Source organism: Novosphingobium acidiphilum DSM 19966, from assembly GCF_000429005.1.
Lineage (GTDB): Bacteria > Pseudomonadota > Alphaproteobacteria > Sphingomonadales > Sphingomonadaceae > Novosphingobium > Novosphingobium acidiphilum.
In genome coordinates, this window is the sequence record NZ_AUBA01000017.1 from 68,602 (window position 1) to 83,940 (window position 15,339).

A 15,339-nucleotide genomic window follows, 5' to 3' on the forward strand; every position below is an offset into this window, starting at 1 on the left:
ACGTAGCGAACACGGAAGGATTACAGCGCCTTGCCGTCATCGGATTCTGCCTTGAGCCGGGCCAGGAACGCGTGCGCTTCGGCCACGAGCGCGGGAATGCGGGCGCGGCCTGCGGGCGACTGGATGCCGGGGGGCGCGTCTTTCAGGTTCTGTTCGATCAGGGCGACCGCGGCGGGCAGGTCGGGCGCGGCAAACGGATCGGCTTTGGCCGCCGGCGGGTCGCCGTGTTCGACCGTGGCGATGATCCGCGCCACCCCGATCGCGCCCAGCCAGTCCAGCGCATCGGCGTCGTGGATATAGATCGCCTCGGGCGTGATCGCCTTGCGATAATACATGTGCGTGCGCGTCGCTTCGCGCACGGCGGCGATCTTGGCGGCGGGAAAGCCAAGGCCGATCAGCACGTCGCCCAGTTTGGCGGCGCCCACATCCGAATGGTCGTGGCTCAGGTCCTTGTCCTCCCACGGTTCGAAGCCTGCGATGTCGTGGGTAAAGGCGGCGGCAAACAGTACGTCGTCATCGACCATGGCGCCATCGGCCCGGGCCAGATCGCGCGCCACGATGTAATCGCGCCGGCTGTGTTGCCAGCCCCAGGCCGGATGACGAAAATGCGCCTTGGCAAAGGCTTCGAGGCCCGCACGCCAGTCCTGTGGCGTTTGGGCCGCAGCGGGGGTGGCAAGCGCGGCGCCGATCAGCGCCGCGATGGTCGATGCTGTGCGGTGCATTGCCCTGTCTCCTTTGCCGGCAAAGGACCGCGTGCGGCCAGTGCTGTCAAGCAGTCCCGCAGGGCAGGGGTGACAGTGGCCACCCCCGGGCCTATCTGGATGTCACCCGCGAAGGAACCCGATGCGATGCATTTCGATTTTGCCGATGTTTCCGCCACCGATCGCTATCGCCTGATGGCCTCGGCGATCACGCCGCGCCCGATCGCGTGGGTGACCAGCCAGTCGGCAGCGGGCGTCCGCAATGCCGCGCCCTACAGCTTTTTCAACATGATGGGCGCCAATCCGCCGATCGTGGCGATCGGCATGATGCGCCAGGCCGACGGCACGCACAAGGACAGCGCCGCCAACGTGATCGACACGCAGGAATTCGTGGTCAACCTTGTCTGCGAAGCCGATGCCCAGGCAATGAACCTGACCTGCATCGATGCACCTGCCGGCGTTGACGAAATCACGCTGGCCGGCCTTGCCACCGTGCCATCGCTGGGTGTAGCCCCGCCGCGCATTGCCTCGGCCCCGGTGGCGATGGAATGCCGCGTGTTGCAGACGCAGGAAATCGGCACGACCACGCTGGTGATCGGCCAAGTGCTGCATTTCCATGTGGGCGATGCGTTTTATGATCCCGAACGGCGCCGGATCGATACGCCCGCAATGCACCTGGTGGGGCGCGTCCATGGCACCGGGTTCTATGCGCGCGGCACCGATCTGTTCGAACTGCAACGCCCGACCTGGGCCGATTTCGTCGGCGAAAAATAGGCCATAGCCATGGCGCCGCATTTTGCGCATGAAGGGTCATGACCAGCACGATCCTAGACGCGCCGAACTCGGCCGAAGCCCGCGACATCCGTTTCCACCTGCACAGCTACACCAACGCGCGCCTGCACGAACAGGTCGGCCCGCTGGTGATCGAGGGCGGCGACGGCATCTATGTGATCGACAGCGAAGGCCGCCGCTATATCGAGGCGATGTCGGGCCTGTGGAGCGTGGGCGTGGGCTTCAGCGAAAAGCGGCTGGTCGCCGCGGCGACCGAGCAGATGAACAAGCTGCCGTTTTATCATACCTTTACGCACAAATCGCACGGGCCGGCGATCGACCTTGCCGAAAAGCTGGTGACTTTGGCATCGCCGCTGACGCCCGGCGGGATGAGCAAGGCATTTTTCACCAATTCCGGGTCCGAAGCCAACGACACCGCGATCAAGCTGATCTGGTACCGGTCGAACGCGCTGGGCAAGCCCGAGAAGAAAAAGCTGATTTCGCGGGTGCGCGCCTATCACGGGGTTACGCTGGCTGCGGCCAGCCTGACCGGGCTGCCCAACAACCACCGTTCGTTCGATCTGCCGATGCCGGGCGTGTTGCACACCGGTTCCCCGCATTACTGGCGCGAAGGTCTGCCGGGTGAAAGCGAAGAGGCCTTTGCCACACGCCGCGCCGAAGAACTCGATGCGCTGATCCAGGCCGAAGGGCCCGACACCATCGCCGCGTTTTTTGCCGAGCCGGTGATGGGTGCAGGCGGGGTGGTGGTGCCGCCTGCAACCTATTGGGACAAGATCCAGGCGGTGCTGGCCAAATACGACATCCTGTTTGTGGCCGATGAAGTGATCAACGGGTTTGGTCGCACCGGCACCATGTTTGCCTGCGAAACCTATGGCATCCGGCCCGACATCCTGATCGTGTCGAAGCAGCTGTCATCGTCGTACATGCCGATTGCCGCGCTGATCGCCAACGACCGCGTGCTGGGGCCGGTGATGGACGAATCTGCGCGGATCGGCACGCTGGGGCACGGCTATACCGCGGGCGGGCATCCGGTGGCGACCGCGGTCAGCCTGGAAAACCTGCGGATTATCGAGGAAGACGGGCTGGTCGCCAATTGCGCCATCCAGGGGGCGCGGCTGCGTGCGGGCCTTGCCGCGCTGTCGCATCATCCGCTGGTGGGCGAAGTGCGCGGGGTGGGCATGATCGCCGCGATCGAACTCGTGACCGACAAGGCGGGCAAAGTGGCGCTCGATGTGCCGGGCAAGCTGGGCGGCATGGTCAACAAGGCGCTGCAGGACAACGGCGTGATCTGTCGCGCGGTGGTCGATGCGATCTGTTTTTGCCCGCCGATGATCATCACCGCCGATCAGATCGACGATCTGCTGGCGGCGGTGTCCGCCTCGCTCGATCGCGTCGCTGCCGATCTGGGCTTGTAAAACCGTGGTGGCAGAGGGGGCGCCGGTAAAGCCGGTAGAACTGTCGTTTCGAGGCGTCATTCTGGGCGGATTGATCTGCGTGGTGTTCACCGCCGCGAATATTTACCTGTGCCTGCAATCGGGGCTGACATTTGCCGCATCGATCCCGGCGGCGGTGATCTCGATGGCGGTGCTGCGCCCGTTTCGCAGCTCGGGCATTCTGGAAAACAACATTGTCCAGACGATCGCGTCTTCGGCGGGCACGCTGTCGTGCATGGTGTTCATCCTGCCGACATTCCTGATGATCGGGCACTGGGCCGACATTCCGTTCTGGCCCTCGTTCTGGCTTTGCGCGTCGGGCGGGGTGTTGGGCGTGGTCTATTCGATCCCGTTGCGCCGCAGCCTGGTGACCGGATCGAACCTGCCCTATCCCGAGGGCGTGGCGGCGGCCGAAGTCTTGCGCGCGGGCGAGGCGACACGCAGCGGCGGCGATGATGCGGCCGAGGCGCGGCTGGGGCTGCGCGCGGTGGTCACCGGATCGATCGCATCGGCGATCATGGCACTGCTGGTGGGCACGCGGCTGCTGGCGGCCGAAGTTGTCGGCTATGCGCGGTTTGGTGCGGCGGCGACCGGCATGACGATCAACATGCAACTGGCGCTGTTCGGCGCCGGGCATCTGATCGGCCTGGCAGCGGGTATGGCGATGCTGACCGGGCTGGTGCTCGCCTGGGGCGTGGCCGTGCCGCTGATGACCATGTGGCACCCCGATGCGCATGTGCCGGCGGTGGATCTGGCGATGGACCTGTGGCGGCACAAAGTGCGCTTTGTGTTTGCCGCGGCGCTGGCGGTCAGTGCGCTGTGGACTTTGGTGCGGCTGGCGCGTCCGGTGGCGGGCGGGGTGGTTTCGGCCTTTGCCGCGCAGGCGCGCCGTCGTGCGGGCGAGGCGCTGGAACGCACCGAACAGGACCTGTCGTTCGCCTGGATCGGTGCGCTGGTCGTGCTGCTGCTGATCCCGGTGGGGATCTTGTTGCACGGGTTTATCGCCGGCACGCCGCTGGCCGGGCTGGAATGGCCGCTGATGGTGGCCGGCGTGCTGTTTGTCGCGCTGACCGGGTTCATGGTCGCGGCGATCTGCGGGTATATGGCGGGGCTGATCGGATCGTCGAACAGCCCGGTGTCGAGCCTGGCGATTATCGGCGTGATCTGTTCGGCGGGCCTGCTGTCGGTAACGGTGGAGCCGCATCTGGGGGTCGAGGCACGGCCTGCGCTGGTCGCGCTGGCGCTACTGGTCGCCGGGTTCGTGCTGGGCGTGGCGACAATTGCCAACGACAATCTGCAGGATCTGAAAACCGGTGAACTGGTGGGTGCGACCCCCTGGCGGCAACAGGTTGCGCTGATCATCGGGGTGATCGCGGGCGCAGCGGTGATCCCGCCGATCATGGTGCTGCTGGGCCATGCCTATGGCTATGCCGGGGTGGCAGGTGCGGGGCCAAAGGCGCTGGCCGCACCGCAGGCGGTGCTGATCGCGTCGTTGGCGCAGCAATTCATCGGCGGCACGCTCGACTGGTCGCTCTTGGGCTTTGGGGCGTTGCTGGGGGTCGGGTTCATCGTGGTCGACACCGTGCTCGAATGGCGCTGGGCGCTGCGCCTGCCGCCTTTGGCGATTGCGTTTGGCGGCTATATTCCCCCCGGTACCATCAGCATCGTCATCATCGGCGCCGTCGCGGGCCATATCTACGAGGCACAGGCCGACAAGCGCGCAAAAAATCCGGCGCAGGCCGCGCTGATCCGGCGGCTTGGGGTCATCCTGGCGTCTGGCCTGATCGTTGGCGAAAGCCTGGTCAATGTCGTGCTGGCAGGCGTGACGGCAGCGGCCAAGACCGGGGTGTTTGCCGTGCCCGACAGCGATTGGCCGCTGGCGCTGGTCGGCAGCGGTTTTGGCGGCTGGGCGATGCTGCTGGCGGTGGCGGTGATCTTTGGCACCGTGCTGGGGCTGTATCGCTGGGCCGCGCGTCTGGGACACGCCAAGCAGTAAGTAATATTCCTGAGTAACTTGTCAATTGTAATTTTATTACAACCAAAAAATATTATATTTTTTCTTAATAAAATAATATTATAACCTTGGCGGAATGTGGCTTAGGCCGCGCGCAGATCAACAGTCTTGCTGCGGCCAGGCAGGGGTGAACCAATCACCCCGCTGTGTTTGATCCAGATTCCGTCAAGGGGACACACATGAACAAGGCATTTTTCGCCGCTGCGCTGTGCAGCGCGGCGCTGGTTTCGACCGCTGCGCACGCAGATACCCGGTTTGACGCTTACCTGAGCGCGGCCGCAGGCTTTAACAGCGACCAGAGCGCCGACACCGAGGGCGCCGCCATCGGCGGTGTTGCCTATGACTTGCGCGGCTCGATCGCGATGCCCGTGCAGGGTTCGAACATCGGCGTGCAGGGCGATGTCGAAATTTCGGGCACCCCGATCAACAACGTTGGCCATTGGGGCTATGGCGCGATGAGCGACCCGCAGGAAACCGCTGCGCTGCACGCCTTTACCCGTTCGGACCGCGCGCTTGTCGGTCTGGTGGTCCAGACCACAAAGCTGGGCTCGATGATCTATGACGGCTATGGCAACCGTGAACGGCGCTTTTACTTCGGCGGTGAGGGCCAGCTTTACCTGCACAATGTGACGCTGTCGGGCCAGGCGACGTATTTCGTCAATTCGGGTCAGCAGTTCGTTTACGATAACGAAACCTACCAATACAACTCGCACGGCGTCAATCTGGCCGCCTCGGCCAAGTATTTCCTGACGGCCAACACTTCGGTTGCCGCAGAAGGCGGTTTTGAATCGTCAGGCACCAACTACGTCGATGGCCCGATCTACAAGCACACCGCGTGGCTTGCCGGTACCAAGGTCGAACATCGCCTGGGCAGCCTGCCGCTCAGCTATACCGCAGAAGCGACGTATCGTTCTGGCGTGTACAACAACCAGGGCTTCAATCGCGATCATGACTTGCGCGTCATGGTGGGCGTAAAGCTGAACTTTGGCAGCAAGACGCTGCAGGAACGCGACCACACCGGTGCGTCGCTCGAAACCGTCAGGCCGCTGAACGATTCGTTCAACGGATCGCTCAGCTGGTAACAGCAGGCCCGCAAGGGCCGGAGGTACAAGCATCGCGGTCGCCAGGCCGCGCTGTGAAAGAGGGGCGAAGGGAAACCTTCGCCCCTCTTTTTTGTCCGCCGCGGCTGTAGTAATGCAACGGGCAAATGCATGGCCATGACACCCTGACCAACACCGCAACGCGACGCCTCGCGGCGACGCTGCGCCATCGCGTGGCCTTGCCCATGGGCGTGATCGCAGTGGTCATCTTTGCCGCAGGCGCGGCCCGGGCGCAGGATACGCCACAGACCATCGTGTTTGTCGGCAACAGTTTTACCTATGGCGCCTATTCCCCGGTGTGGAAATACCGCGCGCAATCGGTGACCGACCTGAACGGTGGGGGGTATGGCGGGGTGCCCGCGCTGTTCAAGCTGTTTACCCAGGAATCCGGCCTGGATTACACGGTCAGCCTGGAAACATCGCCCAGCAAGACATTCCAGTGGCATTGGGACAATCGGCAGGCGGTGCTCGATCGCGCGTGGGACCATGTGGTGATGCAGGGGTACAGCACGCTCGACCCGCAAAAGCCGGGCGATCCGGCCAGCACAATCGAATACACCCGGCGCCTTGCCGCGATGTTCGTGGCGCGCAATCCCAAGGTCGAAATCAGCCTGACCGCCACGTGGTCGCGCCCCGATCTGACCTATTTACCCACCGGGCACTGGTATGGCCAGCCGATCGCGCACATGGCGCTCGACATCCGGCATGGCTACGATCTGGCAGCGCAGACCTCACCCGCCATCGACCGGGTGCACCCGGTGGGCCAGGCGTTTACCTGCGCCATCACCGGCGGGATCGCGGTTGCCAACCCCTATGAAGGCGTGCCGTTTGGCAAAGTCGATCTGTGGACCTGGGATCATTACCATGCCAGCGCGCAGGGCTATTACCTCGAAGCGCTGGTGATCTTCGCCGATGTGACCGGCAAAGACCCGCGCACACTTGGCGCAGGCGAAACCGCCGCAAACGAACTGGGTATAGCATCTGCCGATGCGGCGCGGTTGCAAAGTGTGGCGCACGATGCGGTGACCGACCCGGCTTGCGGCAAGGGCACCTGAACCAGGGCGGCATCGACGAATTTTTGCAGCGCTACGGCCTAGGACGCTGTATTGCGGCGCTGTTCGATTAGCCAGGCCAGGCGCACGCTGGTGCCGGCGGCGCCCTTGCGGGCATGGTCGGCGCCCACCGATTGGGCGGTGGCGGCGGCTTCGGCAAACAGGCGGCCACCCACTGACACGACCATCGTTTCATCGGCTGTGGCCAACCGTGTCTTTTCAATGGTTTCGCGCAAGGTGGCCAGCGCGTGCTGGCGCGGCAGCGCGTCCGACAGCGCAATATCCACCGCATCGGGGTGCTGCGCGCGCACCTGTTTGGCAAGCGCTTCGTCGCTGTCAGGAAAGGCCATGTCGACGATCCAGCCGGCATCGGTAAAGATATCGCCCAGCAGCGTGGGGCCCAGGATATGCGGTTCGCCCGGCGCGGTGGCCAGCAGGATGCTGTAACGACGCTTGCGAATGGTTTCGGCGGTCGAGCCTGCGTGGATTGCATGGCCGGCCAGTTGCAGCATGCTGAGACCGATGGTCAGGTCCAGCTCGGTGCAATCGTCGGCCAGCCAGGCATCGCCCAGCGCACGCGCGCTGGGTTCGAGCAAGTGGGTGACCAGCGCATCGCTGACCCAGCCTTGTGCCACCAGATCGCCGATCAGCGCGTTGAGCCGGCTGTCATCGCCCCTGAGCGCAAGCCGCGCGGTTTCAGCGATGTGGTCGGTCAGCGGGATCAGGCTGACCGCAGGGGCCGGCGCCAGTCGGGCCTGATCCGGGCTGCGGCTGTACAGCTGCATGTCCCATCCTGAAAACAGCCGCGCGGGAACGATATGCTGGCTTAACACCTCGATCGCGCCATGCCTCGGATCGCGCTGGATCGATGACCAGATCTGGTCCAGCGCCTCGGGCGGGCCTTCGAGAGTTTGCAGATAACGGCCGCCATCGTAAAGCAGCATGCCGGTGATCCCCAGCTTGCGATTGCGCGCCTTGGCCTTGGCAACCAGGCGTTCCAGATCGGTCGCAGTGGGCTTGATGGTTGCCTCACTGCGATAGGTGACGCTGCCGATCCAGCCCACGTCGCCGATGCCAGCCTGCTCTGCCTGTGTCTGCACCGCATCCTCCTGCCCCGCCAAGGGCGTATCAGGCAAGCCAGCGCCTTCTTCGGGCACATCGGTTCAGCTTGCCTGGTTGCTGCGGCGCTTTCGACTCAGTGTAGCCGCCCTTTACGTAGCGTCCATTATGTCACCGCGATCGTCAAGTGGCGCCGGGGGCACGCTGCAGGCGTTGCCGGCCGTCATCGCGGGGGCGCCGCCGATCCGGCCAGCAAGCCACCGTCGACAGTGACTTCGCTGCCGGTCATATACGTCGCCTCGTCGCTGGCGAGCAGCACCGCGATCGCGGCCACTTCATCGGGATCACCGAACCGGCGCAGCGGCGCATCGGCCACCATGGCGGCAATGCGTTCGGCCCGGCCTGTGCCCTGGCCCAGCATCGCGTCCCACATCGGCATGAAAGCGGCTGGCAATCGCGCGGCCGATGCCGCGTGCGCCGCCGGTGATCACGCATGTCTTTCCCGTCAGTCGGGGCATGGTCGGGGTCCGGGACAAGCAACAACAGGGGCTGCGGGGCAAACCCAGGCTATGACGCCATCGACCGTTTGGCGACGCCGCTTGCCCAAATGGCTGCTTGCCTCATGGGCGGGGTATGTTAATCGATTGATGAATTGAGCGGGTGCGCCACCACGCCGCCCGCGACAGGAGAGAACCGATGGACCTGACTTTCACGCCCGAGGAAGAGGCGTTTCGCGACGAAGTTCGCACGTTTCTTAGCCAAAAGCTGCCCGCGCGCCTGTCCGACAAGATCCGCAAAAGCCAGCATCTGACCAAAGCCGAGATGGAGGAATGGCATGCCATCCTCAATGCGCGCGGGTGGCTTGCCAACCACTGGCCGGTCGAATGGGGCGGCACCGGCTGGAGCGTGATGCAGCGCTTTATCTTCGAAACCGAAACCGCGCTGGTGCATGCGCCGCGCGTGCTGCCGTTCGGGGTGTCGATGATCGGCCCGGTGCTGTTGAAATATGGGTCCGAAGCGCAAAAGCGCCGATGGCTGCCGCGTATCCTCGATGGCAGCGATTGGTGGTGTCAGGGGTATTCCGAGCCCGGCGCCGGGTCGGACCTGGCCAGCCTGAAAACCAGCGCGGTGCGCGACGGCGATCACTACGTGGTCAACGGGCAGAAGACCTGGACCACGCTGGCCCAATACGCCAACATGATGTTCTGCCTGGTACGCACCAGCACCGAGGGCAAGCGGCAGGAAGGGATCAGCTTTCTGCTGATCGACATGGCCACGCCCGGCATCGAGGTGCGCCCGATCAAGCTGCTGTCGGGCGATCACGAGGTGAACGAGGTGTTCTTTACCGACGTGCGCGTACCCGTTGAAAATCTGGTTGGCGAAGAAAACAAGGGCTGGACTTACGCCAAGTACCTGCTGACGTACGAACGCACCAATATTGCCGGGGTCGGCGCATCGATGGCGGCGTTTGGCGAATTGAAGGACATCGCCCGTACACAGCGCCGCAATGGCCGCCCGCTGTCGGAAGATCCGCAGTTTGCCGCGCGGCTCGCCCGGCTCGAGATCGAACTGGAAAACATGAAGACAACCAATCTGCGCGTGCTGGTCGCGGCAGGCGCAGTTGCTGCGCCCACCGCGGAAAGCTCGATGCTGAAAATTCGCGGCACCGAAATCCGCCAGACGATCGATGATCTGATGCGCCGCGCGGCGGGCACCCATGCCCGGCCGTGGATCCCGGAATCGTTCGAAGGCGGCTGGAACGGCGAACCCGTCGGCCCCGAATGGGCCGGCCCAGTCTCGACCCATTATTTCAACGACCGCAAGCTGTCGATTTTCGGCGGATCGAACGAGGTCCAGCGCGAAATCATTACCAAAGCCATTCTGGAGCTCTGACCTATGGACTTTTCACTGGGTGAAGACCGCCAGATGCTGGCGGATTCGTTGCGGCGTTTTCTGGCCGACAAAGTGCCGTTTTCGGTGCGCAAGACTGCCGCGTTCGAAGGCGCCGGCTGGTCGCGCGATATCTGGGGGCAGCTGGCGGAACTGGGCGCGATCGGCGCGCTGTTCGATGAAGGTGTAGGCGGGTTTGGCGGATCGCCGTTCGATGTGGCGGTGGTGTTTGGCGAAATCGGCCGGGGTCTGCTGACCGGGCCGTGGCTGGCGGCCTTGCAGGCGGGCCAGGTCCTGGGCGCAGCCGGACGCACCGACGATCTGGCCGCGCTGATCGATGGCACCGCCGTGATCACGTATGCCGAGGAAGAGGCCGACACCTGGTTCGATCCCGCAGCGATCACCACGCGCGCCACCGCGCAGGGCGATCGCTGGGTGCTCGACGGAGCCAAGACGGTAGTCGCTTATGCCGGCAGCGCCGATCGGTTGCTGGTGGTGGCGCGCGCCGACGCCGGGCTGTCGACTTTCCTGGTCGAACGCGATGCCCCGGGGATGACGGTGCGCGATTATCTGCTGGTTGATGGCGGATCGGCGGGCGATGTCACCTTTGCCGCCACACCTGCCACTTTGGTGGGCGAGCCCGGCCATGCCGGTCCGGTGATCGAGGCGGCGCGCGCGCTTGGCCTGGTGGCGTTGGCGTGGGAAGCGGTGGCGGTGATGGATGCCCTGCGCGATCAGACGCTGGATTATCTGCGCACGCGCAAGCAGTTCGGCATTCCGATCGGCAAATTCCAGGCACTGCAACACCGCATGGCCACCATGGCCCTGGAAATCGAACAGGCCCGCAGCGCCGCAATCAATGCCGCCGATCGCTATATCGGCACGCGGGTCGAACGCGAACGCGCCGCCAGCGCGGCCAAGGCGACCATCGGCAAGGCCGGGTCACTGGCCGCCGAAGAAGCAATCCAGATGCATGGCGGCATCGGCATGACATGGGAACTGGCGATGTCGCACTATGCCAAGCGGCTGGTGATGATCGGTCATGAACTGGGCGACGAAGACCATCATCTGGCCCGCTATATCGAACTGGGGCACGAGCTGGAACAGGCCGAAGCCTGATCCAACCTGCTGCAATGACACGAAAACGGGCTCTGGAATGATATTTCTGGGCCCGTTTTCATGCTGAACCGCAGATAAATGCCCGGCTCAGACAGTGTTAAAGCTTGCGCGCGTAATCCTGAACCGGTCGGCGGCGGATCGCCCCGATGATGAGGGAGCGGTTATCATGTCAAAGTCAAATCTGTTCGTTGTGTGTGCCAGCCTGGCCGCGCTTGTTTCGGTCAGCAGCCCGGCAATGGCTGAAACTTGGGGGCAAAAGCATCCGCGTCAGCACGAAGTGCTTTCGCGCGAACACCACCAGATCAAACGCATCAACCACGAACGTCGCGAAGGCGAACTGACCCGTGGCCAGGCGCGCGCGCTGCGCGCCGGCGATCGCGCAATTGCGCGGCAGGATCACGCCGACGCCCGTGCCAATGGCGGCCACATCACGCGCAAGGAACAGCGCCAGATGAACGCCGAGGAAAACGCCCAGTCGCGCGCGATCGGGCACTGATCGGGCAATTTGAAGCATTGCGCCGGCGCCAGGTCGGCGCGATGCTTCAGCCGCCGTCTTCGCGACGCGAAAAGAAATAGGCGCCGACGGCCTTGGCCAGCGGGCTGGCCGGGTCTGTCCAGCGCAGCGGTGCACCCGGCACGTCGATCAGATCGCGCACCGGGTCGTAATCGTGGTCGGTCAGAATGTCGTAGCGCCCGGCATAATTGCGATTGGCCATTGTCCCGTGCCACAAGTGATAGGCGGTCTGCGGCACGTCACCCAGATGCGCGAACAGCCCCTGCGTGCCGACCGTTTCGGCCCATTGCCGGACATGGACCTTGTGCGCCTCGGTAAAGGATCGTCGTTCCAGATTGCGTTCAAGCTGGCCCATCAGTGCCAGCGCCACGATCGAATCGCTGCCGCCGATGACGTTGCCTTCGTAAAGGCCACAAGGCGCAAGCGCGTCGCGCCGGGCTGCCCAGGCAAAGCCGCGCACGTTATAGACCTTGTGCTTGCTGGACATTCCGCCGCCGCGCTGGCCCCATTCGTTTTCCAGTTCATCGAACAGCCCGTCTCTGATCGATCGGGCGAATGACAGGCCGCTCAGCACCGGGCGGTAGTCGGCACATTGCGCGATCCCTACCGTATGGGGATCGATCTCCGGTGGCAGGTGGCACGCGGTGTCGAACAGCTGGATCATGCCGCCATGGCGATCGAGCGCGGCGCGCGCCCGGTCAGGCCAGGTGCAGTCGGAGAACAGCAGGTCGGCATCGACCCACGCGACATGGCTGACATGCGGCGGCAGCAACGACATGCCGATGTTGAGCAGCCGTTCCTTTTGCCAGATGCGGTCATCGCCACGCAGCCGCACCACGATGTCGGCATCGTCGTCATGCAAATCGCCCCGGCCATCCGGGCTCAATTCCACCACCATCAGCGGCGCAGCCAGATTGCGCCGGAATGCGCGAAAGTTGTGCAGCCGCCGGCGATAGCCGGCCGGATTGTAATAGGCGCTCACCACCCATAGCGGATTGGCGGGATCACGCCCTGTCATTGGCTTACCTCGCTATGGAACATCCGCAGCTTACCCGCTTTCGTGCGATCAAGCGCCGGCACTGTTTCGATTGCGGTCTCGAACAGGCCACCCGATACGTGGCGGACCACGGCATCGACCCTGGTGCGTTCGTCGCCGGTCAAGGGGCGTGCCACCACGAGTTGCAGGACAAGCTGGGTCAAGCTGCGCTGCACCAGCCGGAATTCGCGGATCGCGGGGATCGATGACAGCCGATAGTGCGCAAGATCGGCACGGCGGCGCTGCCCGTCGGGCAAGACCAGGTAATCCTGCGTGCGGCCCACCACGCGGCGCAGCGCCTGCAGCCCGCGCCCGCAGGCGCACGGTTCGGCCACTTCCGCCTCGTCTCCGATTTCATAGCGCAACAATGGCATCGCGAAATTGTGTAATGGCGTGATCACGACCCGGCCGATCTGCCCCGGTTTGCAGGGCGCACCATCGACGTCCAGCACCTCGACCAGGACCACTTCGGACTGCACATGCAGATTGGTCGATTGCGGGCATTGCAGCGCGATATACCCTGTTTCACCACTGGTATAATTGTCGATGATCGGACAGCCGAATACGGCAAGGCAATCCTCGCGCAGTTCGTCGCTGACTTGCTCGGATGCGGTGAACACCGCCCGCAGCGGATCGATCTTGCCCCGGGTGTCGCGCAGATGCGCGATCAGCAACCGCAAGTAGGACGGAAACGTGTGCAGATAGGCGGGGCGCATTGTGCGCAAGAACGCCAATTGCTGCGCAACGGGCAGTTTGGGGCTGAAAATGCCAAGACGTCCGGTTTTCCAGAACAGATTGGCGGGATGGCCCCAATCGGGCAGGATCAGCCCGTGCTTTGACCGGGCGGCGGCGGCCTGCTCGGGGGTCAGTGTGTCGGGCACGCCGCGCAGCCGCACCATATCGCCATCCGGGCGATCGCGGTGCCACAGTTCTTCGCGCAGGTTGATCGATTCCCACAGCACGCCATCAAGCGCGGTCTTGCGCACCCGCACGGGAATTCCCGACGATCCGCCCGAAGCCACAACCGACGTCGGTCCGAACGCGGGCGGCACGATCCGGGCGTGCAACTGTTCCCCCAGTGCCTGGACGTCGGCTCTGGTCAAGATCGGCAACCGCCGCCATGCGGCTTCTGTCAGCCGCTTGCCCGGCGTGATCCCGACACGCCGCAGCCGATCGGTGTAATAGGGAACCGTGCCGGCGCAATGATCCAGCAGCCGGCCCAGCTGTTCGAACTGGACGCTGCGCATCCGCTCGGGCGGCCAAAACTGGCTGTGATCGTATTGCCGTTGCAGCGCCATCAATTCGGCTGCCCGGCCCGACAGGATCGCAGGATATGCAATGGCGGGGATTGCGGATCGAAAGACCATCAGGAATTGCCACCAAGCCCGTTCGTTGCGCGCACGACCCGATTGTCACACTGCCCTTGCACACCGGGGCCCGGTATGGCCCCGGTGTGCAAACGGCCCTGCAAGGTCAAAAGCGGTAGTTGACGCCAAACAGCACGCTGTCGGATTTTTCGCCGATGGGGATGGCGCTGCCGAGCGAACTCGACCCCGACAGAGCGATCCCGCTGCTGGAAAAGGTCGTATGATCGTATTCGGCCTTCACGCTGATATGGCGGGTGATCGCATATTCGATACCACCGCCTGCCAGCAGCCCCGTGCGGGTGCTCGACCCGGAAAATGCCACGCTGCTGTTGTCTGTGCCGGAATAATCATACTTGGCAAAGGCATAGCCCAGCTTGCCAAAAACCAGCAGGTGCTCGACGGCCAGGCCTGCGCGGGCCGACACATCGCCCCCCAGCGTGTTGCGCACGGTGATCGCGGTGGCGCCGGTATAGCCTTCGCCGCCGGTGTAGCTGTGTCCGGCCGACTGGCTGGTGCCGTGCAGCGATGCTTCAAGACCGACCACGACGATATGGCCCATCTGATAGTTGTAGCCGACCTGCCCGCCGTAGGTGGTCCCGCGGTGATGGACGGTGTCGGCATCATGGCCGCCAAATTCACCGGCCGCCGAGGGCCCGTACCACGTGGCATCGCCGGTGGTATGGCCAATGTCGGCGCCAATATAGGCCCCGGTCCAGCTGAACGCTTCGGCAGGCGGCGGCGACGCGGGTGCATCGGCATAGGCGGCCTGCGCCTGCAACAGGCCGCCGACCGCTGCGATACCCAACAGAAAACGGGCCGAGCGTGATGGTGTGGACGTATCGTTCATTTCGATCTCCTGCAAATAGTGATCATTGACAGGTCGCGGCGGACAAGTTTTCGCCGTACATTTTTGTCAAATACACTCGCTGAAAGACCCCTAGGCGGCGTGGACAAATTTGAGCCAGTATCTGGCTGAGGCGATATGGACCATGCTGAGGAAGCTTTCTGCAAGCTGATCGTAGCGGGTAGCGATGGCGCGGTTGATTTTCAGGCGCCCGAAGAAGCGTTCGATGTGATTGCGTTCCTTGTAGAGCGTGCGATCATGTTCGACTTTAATCCGGCGGTTTGAGCGACCCGGGATGACGGCTTGGATGTTGCGATTGGCAAGATCGGCTCGGATTGCGTCTGCGTCGTACCCCTTGTCGGCCAGGAGCGCCTTTGGTGCTCGTTCCGGCAATGCAATCAAAGTGTTATACGCCTTG

The 15,339-nt window shown here is 63.8% G+C and carries 14 protein-coding genes and 1 pseudogene; 8 read left to right on the forward strand and 7 right to left on the reverse strand.

Annotated elements, in window-relative coordinates:
* Window positions 1–20: 20 nt before the first annotated feature.
* The gene (locus G404_RS0114205) at window positions 21–722 is read right to left on the reverse strand and encodes an HD domain-containing protein (protein ID WP_028641682.1); all 702 of its coding nucleotides are present in this window, start codon (window positions 720–722) and stop codon (window positions 21–23) included.
* Between the two features lie 99 nt (window positions 723–821).
* Between G404_RS0114205 and G404_RS0114210 the strand changes: the two genes are divergently transcribed.
* The 5 genes from G404_RS0114210 to G404_RS19160 all read left to right on the forward strand — a co-directional run bounded on the left by G404_RS0114210 (window position 822) and on the right by G404_RS19160 (window position 7,095).
* Complete coding sequence (locus G404_RS0114210) at window positions 822–1,475, forward strand: flavin reductase family protein (protein WP_245584537.1); 654 nt, start codon at window positions 822–824, stop codon at window positions 1,473–1,475.
* A 38-nt stretch (window positions 1,476–1,513) separates the two neighbouring features.
* A complete protein-coding gene (locus tag G404_RS0114215) occupies window positions 1,514–2,908 on the forward strand; it encodes an aspartate aminotransferase family protein (protein WP_036521510.1) in 1,395 nt (464 codons plus the stop codon).
* A 7-nt stretch (window positions 2,909–2,915) separates the two neighbouring features.
* Window positions 2,916–4,922, forward strand: coding sequence for an OPT family oligopeptide transporter (locus tag G404_RS0114220; protein WP_028641685.1), 2,007 nt, complete (start codon window positions 2,916–2,918; stop codon window positions 4,920–4,922).
* A 197-nt stretch (window positions 4,923–5,119) separates the two neighbouring features.
* Window positions 5,120–6,022 (forward strand): hypothetical protein, encoded by a 903-nt coding sequence (locus G404_RS0114225; protein WP_028641686.1) that lies wholly within the window; start codon window positions 5,120–5,122, stop codon window positions 6,020–6,022.
* 125 nt (window positions 6,023–6,147) lie between these two features.
* A complete protein-coding gene (locus tag G404_RS19160; RefSeq protein ID WP_245584538.1) occupies window positions 6,148–7,095 on the forward strand; it encodes an SGNH/GDSL hydrolase family protein in 948 nt (315 codons plus the stop codon).
* A gap of 38 nt (window positions 7,096–7,133) precedes the next feature.
* On the opposite strand, the gene G404_RS19880 is transcribed toward G404_RS19160, so the two are convergent.
* Window positions 7,134–8,228, reverse strand: coding sequence for a BLUF domain-containing protein (locus G404_RS19880; protein WP_169719714.1), 1,095 nt, complete (start codon window positions 8,226–8,228; stop codon window positions 7,134–7,136).
* A gap of 146 nt (window positions 8,229–8,374) precedes the next feature.
* Window positions 8,375–8,602 (reverse strand): annotated as a pseudogene (locus G404_RS0114240) (SDR family oxidoreductase); the annotation flags it as partial.
* Between the two features lie 245 nt (window positions 8,603–8,847).
* On the opposite strand from G404_RS0114240, the gene G404_RS0114245 reads away from it, so the two are divergent.
* The 3 genes from G404_RS0114245 (at window position 8,848) to G404_RS0114255 (ending at window position 11,656) form a co-directional block, all read left to right on the forward strand.
* Entirely contained in the window at window positions 8,848–10,044 is a 1,197-nt protein-coding gene (locus G404_RS0114245; RefSeq protein WP_028641688.1) for an acyl-CoA dehydrogenase family protein, read from the forward strand.
* Between the two features lie 3 nt (window positions 10,045–10,047).
* Window positions 10,048–11,160, forward strand: coding sequence for an acyl-CoA dehydrogenase family protein (locus G404_RS0114250; RefSeq protein ID WP_028641689.1), 1,113 nt, complete (start codon window positions 10,048–10,050; stop codon window positions 11,158–11,160).
* A gap of 166 nt (window positions 11,161–11,326) precedes the next feature.
* Window positions 11,327–11,656 (forward strand): hypothetical protein, encoded by a 330-nt coding sequence (locus tag G404_RS0114255; protein WP_036521536.1) that lies wholly within the window; start codon window positions 11,327–11,329, stop codon window positions 11,654–11,656.
* Between the two features lie 46 nt (window positions 11,657–11,702).
* On the opposite strand, the gene G404_RS19885 is transcribed toward G404_RS0114255, so the two are convergent.
* The 4 genes from G404_RS19885 to G404_RS0114285 form a co-directional block, all read right to left on the reverse strand.
* Window positions 11,703–12,692 (reverse strand): hypothetical protein, encoded by a 990-nt coding sequence (locus G404_RS19885; protein WP_156906307.1) that lies wholly within the window; start codon window positions 12,690–12,692, stop codon window positions 11,703–11,705.
* Window positions 12,689–14,077, reverse strand: coding sequence for a phenylacetate--CoA ligase family protein (locus tag G404_RS0114275; protein WP_028641693.1), 1,389 nt, complete (start codon window positions 14,075–14,077; stop codon window positions 12,689–12,691). Before G404_RS0114275 ends, G404_RS19885 begins: the two co-directional genes overlap by 4 nt.
* A 106-nt stretch (window positions 14,078–14,183) precedes the next feature.
* Window positions 14,184–14,924 carry an outer membrane protein gene (locus G404_RS0114280; RefSeq protein WP_028641694.1) on the reverse strand — a complete coding sequence of 247 codons (741 nt, stop codon included), beginning with the start codon at window positions 14,922–14,924 and terminating at the stop codon, window positions 14,184–14,186.
* Between the two features lie 90 nt (window positions 14,925–15,014).
* The coding region (locus tag G404_RS0114285; protein WP_156906292.1) for a transposase at window positions 15,015–15,339 on the reverse strand (325 nt) is incomplete at its 5' end.

Bases quoted from the DNA above. Each gene is read 5' to 3' on its own strand.
- G404_RS0114210 (WP_245584537.1), top strand. From the start codon at position 822: ATGTCACCCGCGAAGGAACCCGATGCGATGCATTTCGATTTTGCCGAT.
- G404_RS0114215 (WP_036521510.1), top strand. From the start codon at position 1,514: ATGACCAGCACGATCCTAGACGCGCCGAACTCGGCCGAAGCCCGCGAC.
- G404_RS0114280 (WP_028641694.1), bottom strand. From the start codon at position 14,924: ATGAACGATACGTCCACACCATCACGCTCGGCCCGTTTTCTGTTGGGT.
- G404_RS19160 (WP_245584538.1), top strand. From the start codon at position 6,148: ATGCATGGCCATGACACCCTGACCAACACCGCAACGCGACGCCTCGCG.
- G404_RS0114225 (WP_028641686.1), top strand. From the start codon at position 5,120: ATGAACAAGGCATTTTTCGCCGCTGCGCTGTGCAGCGCGGCGCTGGTT.
- G404_RS0114255 (WP_036521536.1), top strand. From the start codon at position 11,327: ATGTCAAAGTCAAATCTGTTCGTTGTGTGTGCCAGCCTGGCCGCGCTT.
- G404_RS0114245 (WP_028641688.1), top strand. From the start codon at position 8,848: ATGGACCTGACTTTCACGCCCGAGGAAGAGGCGTTTCGCGACGAAGTT.
- G404_RS0114250 (WP_028641689.1), top strand. From the start codon at position 10,048: ATGGACTTTTCACTGGGTGAAGACCGCCAGATGCTGGCGGATTCGTTG.
- G404_RS0114205 (WP_028641682.1), bottom strand. From the start codon at position 722: ATGCACCGCACAGCATCGACCATCGCGGCGCTGATCGGCGCCGCGCTT.
- G404_RS0114275 (WP_028641693.1), bottom strand. From the start codon at position 14,077: ATGGTCTTTCGATCCGCAATCCCCGCCATTGCATATCCTGCGATCCTG.
- G404_RS19885 (WP_156906307.1), bottom strand. From the start codon at position 12,692: ATGACAGGGCGTGATCCCGCCAATCCGCTATGGGTGGTGAGCGCCTAT.